The 11,707-nt window shown below is 53.4% G+C and carries 7 protein-coding genes; 3 read left to right on the top strand and 4 right to left on the bottom strand.

The genetic code is table 11. The features are described from left to right. Window positions 1–74: 74 nt before the first annotated feature. Complete coding sequence (locus tag HMPREF2971_RS04995) at window positions 75–1,082, bottom strand: GIY-YIG nuclease family protein (protein WP_070678242.1); 1,008 nt, start codon at window positions 1,080–1,082, stop codon at window positions 75–77. 645 nt (window positions 1,083–1,727) lie between these two features. Between HMPREF2971_RS04995 and HMPREF2971_RS04990 the strand changes: the two genes are divergently transcribed. Further along, window positions 1,728–4,022: an AAA family ATPase gene (locus tag HMPREF2971_RS04990; RefSeq protein ID WP_083309913.1), complete on the top strand. Its 2,295-nt coding sequence runs from the start codon at window positions 1,728–1,730 to the stop codon at window positions 4,020–4,022. Between the two features lie 80 nt (window positions 4,023–4,102). On the opposite strand, the gene HMPREF2971_RS04985 is transcribed toward HMPREF2971_RS04990, so the two are convergent. The 3 genes from HMPREF2971_RS04985 to HMPREF2971_RS09230 form a co-directional block, all read right to left on the bottom strand. Beyond that, a complete protein-coding gene (locus HMPREF2971_RS04985; RefSeq protein ID WP_070691696.1) occupies window positions 4,103–7,012 on the bottom strand; it encodes an FAD-binding and (Fe-S)-binding domain-containing protein in 2,910 nt (969 codons plus the stop codon). 340 nt (window positions 7,013–7,352) lie between these two features. Beyond that, window positions 7,353–8,348: a restriction endonuclease gene (locus tag HMPREF2971_RS04980; RefSeq protein WP_005505835.1), complete on the bottom strand. Its 996-nt coding sequence runs from the start codon at window positions 8,346–8,348 to the stop codon at window positions 7,353–7,355. 140 nt (window positions 8,349–8,488) lie between these two features. Further along, a complete protein-coding gene (locus HMPREF2971_RS09230) occupies window positions 8,489–8,719 on the bottom strand; it encodes a hypothetical protein (RefSeq protein ID WP_141744435.1) in 231 nt (76 codons plus the stop codon). Between the two features lie 113 nt (window positions 8,720–8,832). Here HMPREF2971_RS09230 and HMPREF2971_RS04975 point away from each other — a divergent pair, with 113 nt between their 5' ends. Continuing rightward, window positions 8,833–10,515 (top strand): potassium channel family protein, encoded by a 1,683-nt coding sequence (locus HMPREF2971_RS04975; RefSeq protein ID WP_049338450.1) that lies wholly within the window; start codon window positions 8,833–8,835, stop codon window positions 10,513–10,515. A 493-nt stretch (window positions 10,516–11,008) separates the two neighbouring features. Then, on the top strand, window positions 11,009–11,656 hold the full coding sequence (locus HMPREF2971_RS04970) for a hypothetical protein (protein ID WP_012903445.1): 648 nt from the start codon (window positions 11,009–11,011) through the stop codon (window positions 11,654–11,656). Window positions 11,657–11,707 lie beyond the last annotated feature (51 nt).

Here is an 11,707-nt window from a genome sequence, read left to right as displayed (position 1 = left end):
TCGTTGTCCAAGAAACGGGAGGCAGTTCAAGAAGTAGTATCCGCCGGGTCTTTTCATACACAGTAAACAGGGGATTAGCTCTGAGAACCCTCAAGGTTCTGCAGGAACACACCCAGCGAAATGTTCGGATCAGTTTCCAAAACCCAATCTGCATTACCGCTCGAAGCGCCACCCAGAACAAAACGAGAAGCAGCAGACTGACTAGTAAACTCAATCGGCTTTACGATCTTCAACCCCTCGAGGTGGCCGGCGGCAACCTGCTCGGCGCGGGTAGCCTCCAATGCCTCCAAATCCTTCAGGTAACGGGTCTCTGCCTTCTTTGGCGCACGCACAGGCAGAATCTCACCCTCAAATACCTCAACGCCCACACGAGTACCAGAGATATTGACAATCCGCGCGCGAGCCGGATGCTTCAACTCCTTGCGCTTAATACGGAATACCGCATCAGTCAAAATGGCAGGGAGCTGAGCTTCTTCCGATTGAGAAATAGTAGAAGAACCAACAGCCGGCGCATTCGCCGTTACCTCTGTACCCGTCGACTTAGCCTTCTTAGAGGTGGTGGGCTCAAACATGCGGTGACCACTCGCGCGTAGCATCAGTAGAACTTCAAGCACGAGAGAACGCAGAATTGCTTTCTTCACTTTTCCGATATTTCCGGCGAAGGGGATAATGCCATTCTCCAGGCTATAGCTACCAACCTTCTGAGCCTCACGGCAGAACGCGCTTTCCAGATAGTTGAGCTCTGTCGCTTCCCAAGAATTGTCGGTGGAAGTAATCAGAAATGCGGTATCCCAGAAATCCTTGTAACGGTCATGCTCACGAATACGGCCGATGAGACCGTTTCCGTTCAGGCGTTTTGCCGCCTGACCAATGTATAGACGGGGGCCGTTTGTTGAGGAATTCGTGAGGAAGTAGATACCGGAGAAGTGCAGTTCCTCTTCGTCTTTGTATTTCTCAAGCAGAGTGCGGGGGAGCTTATCAATCGTGATATTTCGGTTATAGAGCTGGTAAGTAACACGCTCTACAACATCGCCCTCCCAAAGAGTTGTATATAGCTGAACAGTAGTCGGGGTGATAGACACGGTGCTCCTTCGCTGCCGTCGTGAGTGAATAATCCAGATGAGACCCTCATAGGGTTCCTGACTAGCAATAATACAGGGTTATCGATTTCTACGAGATACTTTAAGTCACCAAAAAGAGACCCGGCGGACTATCCATCAGATAGCCCGCCGGGTCCCTTCTTTATACCGCTATGCGCTCAGCCTTTTAGCGGGTGGTGCGTTCCAGCAGCTGCAGCACGTTCTGGTAGCTGTGGCCGGTGCGGGCTGACTGCAGTTGACTGTGGCCAGCTAAGCTAGTGAACTGGCACCGAGCCTATATATAGACCCTCTGCGGCGACAGGCTGCGGAGGGGGTGGTTTCTTTGTGCGCTTTGAGGAGGCGAGAGTGGGGAAGTGTGGGTGGGCGCAGAAAGTTGTGTTGTGAGGGGAGTTTTCCCTAGTCCGGGTGAGTATCGTCATGCTAATGTAAGTGATGGCGCTAACGTTCGTTGCCGTTCGGAGGTGCCGGTAATTGTACGATTCGGATAAGGACGTCTGGGTGCATCATAAGGGCTCTTCAGGCATTTATGTTGCCGAGCGTATTATCCACAGATTTGGAAGGGATCTTTATCGAAAAGTAGTAGATATCTTATTATTATTCAAATTTTTAGACTGAGAGGATTCTGCAGTGGCAAAAAATAAACCAGTGGTTTGCGTAGAGTATTTGGAGAACTATACCTCCAAATCTTTTGTTAATTTTACAAATAAAAGTACTCCTTTTTGGGGGGTTAATTATATATATGGAAATAATGGTGCCGGTAAGAGTAGCTTGGCGCGAGGGATCAGCGAGAAAGGAAATAGTCTAGGCAAGGGGGTGGCCCTATTTAATGCAGATTATACGCGAGAAAATCTCCTTTTTGAATCTAATCCAAATCTAATTTCCGGTGTCGAGGCAACATTTGGTTCAGAGAATATCGATACTAAAAATAAAATTGCAAAGATTGAGAGTGAGATAGAAGAGATTAAAGGTAAAATTGAAATCAATAACAAAGATATAGTTTCCAATTCTGAAGTAATTAAAAATAAAATTAAATCCATCTTTGATGAAAATAAGAAAGACTCTAAAATTAGGAATAAATCCATTAAACTTGAGGCTTATGAAAATGGTTCCGAATGGATTAATAAGTTAAAAGAAATATATAGTCGAGATCTTAATAACAGTGTTAGCACGGACACTCTCGAAGATGTAGATAATATTCTGTCGTGCGGGATTGACGAGGCGAATAAGAGGATTACTTTGCTGGAGAGGTTGACCTCAAATCTTCCTGGCTTATCTGGAGATTCTTTTGATTTTGATAAAGTTATTTCTATTTTGGAAAAAGAATATAAAATCGGTGCATCCATGCCTAGGGATATTCTTGATTGGATAGCCGATGGTTTAAGAATCCATAATGAAGGTGATGAATGTAAATTCTGTAGTAGTAATGAAATTAATATTGCAGAAATAGAGGAAAAATATAATTCCTATAGAAATCAGGAATGGTCGAGAGACCAGTCTGCCTTGAATCGTTTGGAAAAAGAGTTTAAGGATAACATAAAAAGTTATGAATCTGCTTATACTCGCCTCTTGGAGCTGGCTCAAAAAAGCGGCATTGAACTAAATGTATCAATTAATCTAGATACTGATGATATGTGCGGTGTGTTGGGTGAATTATTGGGTAGGAAATTAAATTCTCCTGAGGCGTCAATCAACTGTCAAAAGCTGGCAGAAATCTCTAAAAAATATAGCGATGGATATCGGGATATGCGTTCTGCTCTAGATGCAATGCGTACAACCATGGCAGACGAGAAGAAAAAATATCATAAATATGTTAATAATATCGAAGAGTATGAAAAGAAGAGTGTCGCCCAAGGAGTTCTAAACGAATTAAATGAGGGTAGTTTGAAACTTAATGTTGAGAAAATAGAGAATTGTGTGGAAAACAATAAAGAATATGAAATCTTGATATCCGAGAAGATCGAGGAGAGGGACGCTATAAAAAGGAAGGTGTCGCGGTATAGGAAATTTATGGAATACCTCAATAGTGAACTTAAAAACATTGGAATGCCATTTCGCTTGCATGAGGAAGACATTAATAGTGGAAAATATTTAATTAAAAATAATCAAGGTGAAAATATTTCGATTCACGATGTTAGTGAGGGGGAGAAGCACGTATTGTCTCTCATGTATTTTTACTATACCTTGTTTGATGATGAACATCTTGAAGTTATAAAGGATGATATTGAAGTCATTGTTATCGATGACCCTGTATCTAGTTTGGATGAGGGGAATAAGTTGTATATTTTAAATATGGTCATTGGTTTAGCTAATATGGTTGGGAGAGAATATAAAGAAGGATGTAAAGAAAAATTGGGGTTGAAAAAACAAATTTTTATTCTAAGTCATTCTTGGGAGGATTATACTGTGCTGAGTTACCATAGGAATCAAGATATCTCGGAGCAGTTTGAAGTTTACAAGCAGATGAACGATTTGGGTCAGCTCTGTACAACTATTCGAATCATGGGTGAGAAAGAAACAACAGGTTCGTATGCAAGATTATTTAAGGAAATCTATGAAATTAGCAAGTTAAAAGATTTGTCGGATATCACTGAGTGTCAAGAAAACCACTCATTAAATAGCATGCGAAGGGTATTTGAAGAATATCTATCATTTAAGAGTAGGAGTGTTCTCCTTCCTCAGTATAATAACATTGATAGAATTGTGGATATTTATGAATTGTCAATAGCTGAGGGTGATGCTAAAAAGGGTTTAATTAGTAACAATTATCGTTCTAAATTGAGTACTTTTTTGAGTGATATCAATGTTGGGTCACATCGCATAGCAAGTGTTGATGGAAAATCAAAGATTATACAATATGCAAAAACGCTGATGAAGTATATACAAGATACAGATAAGGTTCATTATAATGCGATGAAACAATAAATATAAAGAGGGACCCGGCGGACTATCCATCAGATAGCCCGCCGGGTCCCTTCTTTATACCGCTATGCGCTCAACCCTAATTAACGGGTGGTGCGTTCGAGCAGCTGCAGCACGTTCTGGTAGCTGTGGCCGGTCGCCTCCGTCATACCCTGCTCGCAGGTGCGGTTTGCCGAAATGTATGCGGCGAACTGCTTCTGCTCGCTCAGCTCCGCAGCCTCAGCCTCCGTAGCGCTCGCAGTCAGCTCGGGGTGCAGCATGCCGCGGTCACCCGCGTAACCACAGCAACCCCAGTGCTTCGGCACGTACACGTCGTCACTCATCGCGTTCGCAATCTTCTCAAACGCAGGCTGAGTACCCAGGTGAGTCATGGAGCAGGTCGGGTGCAGAGCAACCGACGGCAGGGGAGCGGACACGGTCAGCTTGTCCAGCATGTTATCGGCGGCGAACTGCACCGCATCGTACATGCGCAGACGCGAGAAGTCCGGCTCGCCCGGCTTCAGACCGTTCACAATCTTGTGCTCAAGCGCCTCAATAACCTTCTTGCGCATCACCTCAAGACCCTCAGTGCAGGACGAAGCATCACACACGACCGGCAGGCGGCCACCGTCAGTAGCCTCCCACAGGGACTTCAGCACACGGTCGCTCATGATCGAGTAGCCGCCGGTGAAGCCCTTCGACTTCCACGGGGTAGCACAGCACATCTCACCAATATTGTCCGGGATGCGGTACTTCACGCCGGTACGCTCGCACAGGCGGATGAACGCCTGGGTTGCGTTGACCGGGTCATGCTTGCCGTCGCCGTCCACGCCGCCGAACATGGAGTTCACGCAGGCGGGGAAGAACACAATCTCAGCGGTTGCGTCCTTGTGCGGCTTACGTGCCGGGCCGCCGACCGGCAGGCCCTTCTTGTAGGAAGGAACCATGTCGTCACCCATGACCTTACGGGCAATGTTGGTGGTACCGTGCACCACGGGGAACGGCAGCTTCTTAGCCACAGTCAGGGACTTACCGGCAACCTTATCCATGATGCCCCACTGCTGTGCGGCGATCTTCCAGCCGGTAGCGGCCAGCTTGTCCTGGTTCTCGGAACGCAGGCGGCGAATCAGGTCACCGGTGTTGATGTTCACGGGGCAGCGGGTCTGGCACATGCCGTCCACAGCACAGGTCTCAATGCCGTAGTACTCGTACTCCTTACGCAGGCGCTCAGCGAGTTCGTGGTCGCCGTTCGCCTCAGCAGCAGCAATCTCACGGCGCAACACAATACGCTTACGGGGGGTCAAAGTCAGGTTACGGGAGGGGCAGACAGGCTCGCAGTAGCCGCACTCCACGCAACGGTCGACTTCTTCCTCAACGGTTTCGGCGACCTTCAGGTCGGTCACGTAGTCGGTGTCCGGCTCAGCGAGCAGAACGCCCGGGTTCATGAAGCCCTTCGGGTCGATGAGGCGCTTAATCTGGCGCATCACGTCGAAGAGTTCATCACCGAACTGGCGGCTCACGAACGGCGCCATGATACGGCCGGTACCGTGCTCAGCCTTCAGCGAGCCGTCAGCGGAAAGGATCAGCTGAACCATTTCTTCGGTGAAGTCGCGGTAGCGGTCCAGTTGCTTCGGGTCGCGGAACTGCTCGTTCAGCATGAAGTGGATGTTACCGTCCTTCGCGTGACCGAAGATCACGGAGTCCTGGTAGCCGTGTGCGTCGAACAGCTTGGTCAGGTCGCTACAGGTGTTACCCAGAACCTCAACAGGAACAACCACGTCTTCAAGCAGTGCGTTAGTGCCGGAGCGGCGGTTACCCGCAACGGTGGTGTACAGGCCGCGGCGGGCAGCCCACAGTGCGTTACGCTCAGACAGCTTGCTGGTCATCGACACCGGCGAAGCCACCGGCAGGCTCTTAAACATGGGTGCGGCTGCGGCGGCGAGGTCGCTCAGCTCCTGCTCGGAGTTGCCCTGGAACTCAACCAGCAGGGCGGCGTGGTCCTTCACGTCGATGGCGGCGAGCGCCTCCGCAGCCTGACCTGTACGCTGAGCCACACGAATACTGGTGGCGTCCATCAGCTCGACGGTAGCGAGCTTGTTGGCGACCAGTTCGGGCACGGAGCGTGCCGCGTCAATCAGGTTGTCGAACACCAGCAGGCCGGTGGAAATGTTCTTCAGAATCGGCAGGGTGCGGTAGGTTGCCGAAGCAACGAAACCAAGAGTACCCTCCGAACCAATCAGCAGGTGCTGCAGAATGTCCACGGGGGTCTCAAAGTCGACCAGGGAGTTCAGGCCGTAACCCATGGTGTTCTTCATGGAGTACTGCTGGCGGATCTTTGCCATGGACTCGGGGTTCTCGGTGACGCGCTTACGCAGGCGCAACAGGCCCTCGTGGAGTTCAGGTTCGAGGGAGCGCAGCTTCTGGTCGGCGTTCGGCTCGGCGGTGTCAATGATGGTGCCGCTGGGCAGCACGAACACCATCGAGTCGAGGGTGTTGTAGGTGTTGTACTTGGTGCCCGAAGACATGCCGGAGGAGTTGTTCGCGACCACGCCACCGATGGTGCAGGCGGACCAGGATGCCGGGTCGGGGCCGAGCTTGTAGCCGTAGGGTGCCAGGTAGTTGTTGACCATCATGATGGTCGCGCCGGGTTGCACACGCACCTTCTTGCCGTCTTCAAGAACCTCAATCTTCTTGAAATGGCGGCGGGTGTCGACCATGAGGCCGTCGCCGCTGGACTGGCCGGAGAGGGAGGTACCGCCGGAGCGGAAGGTCAGCGGCAGGCCAAGGTCGCCGGCTGCGCGGAAGATGTTTGCGACGTCTTCGGCGGAGTCGGGGCGGACCAGGCCGGCGGGCACGAGCAGGTAGTGGGATGCGTCGTGGGAGATTGCCAGGCGCTCGAGTTCGGAGACGCTGGATTCGACGGCTTCTGCGCGCGCATCGGAGAGTAGACGCTTGAGGGTGTCCTCGTAGGGGGACTTGAGTGCTTTGGAAGTGTTTGACACAACGGTGGTCATGATGAATCTCCTTAGTGAGACTGTCTTACCTTTCAGTATGTGCTCTTGAACACCGTCTTTTCCGCTTAGCTATGGCTAAGCTTGGCGACTACTTGTCACCATAAAGGGGGTGGGTTATACACCGTGCTGATGCGGTGGTTTGCCGCGTATTTGCTGGCTTTCCGGGGGAATACGCCCGGGCCTGCGGAGGCGCACCCACCACACTCTGAACGCCGCGGTTGCTCTTAGGCGCGGCTGCCGAGGGTTGTAACATTCCAGCGGCTAACCCAAAAGGCGGCTAACCCAAAAGAAAGCGTGGGGCAGAAAGCTACATGCTTTCCACCCCACGCTTGTGTAACGTTTAGGCTTCGTCGAAGAAGTCCTCATCAAGCTTCATGATGGTGTACGTGCGTGCCACCTGTACGCCAACACCGTACTTAATCATGAGGCGCGCCAGGTGCTCACCATCAATCAGAACGAGGGAAACTCCGCCACCAAGTTCCTCCGCATAGCCGCGTGCGTCAGACGTATAGGAGCTCGACGTGATGAACACTCCCTGCGTTGCCTTGCCATGCAGTGCGCCCACAAAGCTCTGAAGGGCAGGGCGTCCCACCACATTGTCCTTGGCGTAACGCTTAGCCTGGACATAAATCTTTGAAAGACCCAACGCATCCTGGTCAATGATTCCGTCCACGCCGCCGTCATTGGAAGCCGGAGTAACGGTGCCGCGTCCTGCCGGGCCGCCGTAGCCCATCGCCAACAGAACATCCACCACCAGATGCTCAAAAGCAGTCGGAGACATTGCGCGGACGCGTTCCAAAATATCGTGCGTCAGCGCGGACTCAATCTGAGTGATGCTTTCATCAATGAGTTCCTGCGGGGTGCTATCAGACACCTCAGAGGGTGCAGTCGTGACGGCAACAGTCTTGGTAGCGGTCTTCGGGGTTTCCTGCGGGTCCTGCTCGGAACTATCAGACTGGGAACGCTCACGCGTGCTGCGGGCGGAACGAACGATATGCGCGACGACATCATCGGGGATGCCCCCAGGATGAGCCTCAATCAGCTTCAAGCCTTCGTCAGAAATAACCTGCTGACCGCGGCGAGGGGAATCAACCGCACCGAACATCTTGAGATAGGTCAAGCCCCAACTAATGCGGTCCACATAGACGGGACGCTTGCCGTTCGGCAGGTAGGGTAGTAGCTGCTCGTCAGAAAGCGGGTAGCGCTCTGCTACAGCGCTATAAATCTCTTTATTGGTGCGGGAGTTGCCGTCAGATAGGTAAGCAAGAATGCTGGGAATGAATTCGTAGAACTTGGGAAGTTCAACCTCAGTGGTATCAGGCGACTGAGCGGTCATCGGTGTATCTCCATTGATTGATAACGGCTGGTTAATAACGGCGGGTAGTCCGTTCTTAATATACCTCTAATACAAAAGATAATCGTTACCAGAGGTGCCTGTTTTCCCTTGTGCAGGCTTTATTAGCGCCGCAGCTGCTCTTAGGCACGCCCGCCGAGGGCCGTAACATTCCAGCTAGCAGTACTATCAGAAGTCACCACACCACAAAATAGGGGAGAACCCGCCGAAGCACGCACCCCCAAATCCTCCACAAACACGCGGCCACCCGCAGGCACACTACGCTCCTTACGATCCACACCCGCACAATACACCGTCATCTTCGCACCCGAACGGTTCTCCACCGCAACCGAACCGCCGCCCGATTTCGACACAGTATCGTGCACAAAACCGCGGTGTAAAGACCGCCGCCCAAAGGTCACAGCACAAGGTCACAGTGCAACGAAATAGAAACGCAAACGCAACGGCGTGGAGTATCATTCACACTATGGATAAGGCAGAACAGAACCAGACAGACAACACGGTAAAGAACGGCACAGCACCCAATACCTCGGGGAATACCTCGGGCAATATTCCGGGGAACAGCCCGGTGGGTGCGTCTGCGCGCCCTGAAACTGTTGCATCTGAAACTACCGCATCTGAAGCCGCCGCTGAGAATACCACGAAGGCTGGTTATACCCAGTCGGCACCGGCAGAATCCAGTGCCGCCAAAACTAGTGCTGCAGCAAGTAGCCCCGCAGAGGCTACCGCCCCCGGCATGGAGGCAGTACAGGTTGATGCCGTGCAGATTGATAGCGCCCGCCTGGACAGCACCCACTCCGTCTACTCCACCGACCTGGACCCCGACGACTACGAAGAGGTCGTCGAAGAATACGCCACCACCGACGCGCCGGACGGTACGCACCGCGAGGAGCGTCGCATCACCCGCACCACGCATCACCCGCACGGCAAGGGCGACCAGAAAGCGGGCACCCAGGGTAACCCCGATGGTGACGCCGAGATTATTGATGTAGGCGAACCTGAAACGCACACCACGACTATCCGCACGGTCACCCGCACCGTCACGGACCCGCCGCGTCGCGCCCCGCGCACCCGCCTGTTCCGCACGCTCAGCAAGTACCGCGGCGAGAAGAACCTGGCGGCGTGGGAGGAACGCTCCTCCACGCCCATGTTCGTGGCGTCCGTACTGTACCTGCTCGCGTTCGCCGCGCCCATCATGAGCACACGCATTCAGGAGCCGTACGACGCGTACCTCAACATCATTCAGATGATCCTGTGGGGCCTATTCGCCGCCGACTACTGCATTCGCCTGTACTTGGCGCCGCGGCGACTCTACTTCATCACGCATAACCTGATGAACCTGGCGATTGTGCTGCTGCCCGCGTGGCGTATTGTCAGCTTCCTCTCCATGATTTATATGACCGCCAACCGCCAATATAAGAGGCTCTCAGAGCTGGCGGTGAAGCTCTTCGGATACACCGCGATCTTCATCATCATGTTTGCCCTGTCGATCTATTCGGTGGAGTCCTCCGAGCCGGGCGCGATGATTCGTGACCTGCCCACCGCCTACTGGTGGATGTTCACGACCCTCGCCACGGTCGGCTACGGAGACGTTTACCCGGTCACCGGTATCGGCAGGGTCATCGCCGTGATCGTCATGCTGTACGGCGGGGGCTTGGTCGCGGTTGCTACCGGTGCGCTCGCGAGCTGGATTATCGAAAAGTTTGGTGGCAGGGAGGAGCAGGAGTACCCCGCAACCAAGGCTGACGTGGACGATCTTCGCCAGGAGATTTCTGAGTTGCGTGCCCTGCTGGCTCGTGAGTATGCGCGCCGTGAAGCCCGCGACTACACGTTGCGTGAGGTCGTGGATGAAGACGGTGTGCACCCGGTTCCTTCGGATGCGGAGGCGGCACGCCGCGCCGGTTTCAGCGCCGCCGCGGGCTTTACTGCCCCTGGTACTCCTGGCGCTCCGGGTGCTGCTGCGGCAGCTTCTGCGGAGGCTACCCCGAACACCGCGCCCGGCGCCGCGCGGGCTGGTGAACCTGCCGACTCCTCGGCATCTCATGAGGTTGCGGTGCGCGAGCAGGAGCCGGTCGCCCTGCTGGAGGAGACCCGCCAGACGTTCACGATTATTCGTGAGAAGTTCTCGCTACGTTCCCGCAAGCAGTAGTCCGCTCGCAAATACCCTGCGGACAGTAACCGGGCTGTAGCGGCTCGGTTGCGGTAGCGCAGATAGCAGCGCAGATATAACAGTTCAGTTGAGGCTTGGCGCTCAAACCCACACCGCATACTTATTGAAGCGGTGGGTTTGGGTGCCGAGCCCACGCGAAGGCAAGACGAAGGCAAGAAAATTGCCGCCCACGCCACCGTGCGGGATATTTCGCCTTGTCGAGGCAAAATTAGCCCGTGGAGAGTGCAAATTGGGGCTCGTGTGCGCGAAAAACCCCTCAACTTAAGATCTAATGTGACCAAACTATCTTTTAAAAATGGCCGCCACTGGTGAAACTCCTAGCCAGAGCCTATAAACTATCTACCGTGCCGGTTATCGAACGCCCTGTAGCCTCAATGCGCTACGGGGTGTCGTCGTATCCCCACCTCACTCACGGGGAGGCACCACTCAACTCACAAACTCACTCAAACACATACTCTGTTAGGACACGTTCGTGGTACCTAAGTCCACTCTGGGCGCGCTCGCTCTACTCGGCGCGCTCTCTCTCACCGCGTGTGCACCCGCACCGAATAACGCCTCCGCAAGTGCGGTTGTTGACCCCGCAGCTTTTGAAACCGTCGAGCCTAGTGCCGTTTCCGCCCCCGGCGATGACAGCACCGGAATTAAGGCGGCGGTTAATGCCTCGCATGACCCGTCGATTCACCCGGCTGCGACCCAGCCTACTGAGACCCCCGCGCCGGACAACACGAGCAACCAGGAGCCTGCCGCATACACCGCGGCGCCCATGCCTTCCTCGGCAGCCGTTGCGCGCTCGCAGAAAATCATGGACGGCACCTGGGTTCAGCAGGACTCTACCAACCTTGAGAACTACATGGACGCAGTCATTCACGACGGCATTATCGAGGTCACCTACCACCTGAACCACGAAGAGCTGGCAACCCCCTTCTGGGCTGGCACTTTCGAGGCGAAGACCGGCAACTTCAGCTACATTTCGCACGTGGACCACGCGAAGCTGAGCCACGCACCGTACGCCTCCGATAAGGAAACCAAGGAATTCGTCATGGAGGACGGCGTGCTGAGCTTCCCCATGACCTTTGAGGGTGCCACCCGCATCATTCACCTGGAAAAGCAGCACAGCTAAGCGCGCTGCCGGGGGAGTTATCTCATATCTGGCACGCATGACGGACGGGGC

The organism is Rothia sp. HMSC066G07 (assembly GCF_001814485.1).
Taxonomy (GTDB): Bacteria; Actinomycetota; Actinomycetes; order Actinomycetales; family Micrococcaceae; genus Rothia.
Note: the sequence above shows the minus strand (reverse complement) of the source record. Positions and strands in the feature narration are given on the sequence as shown.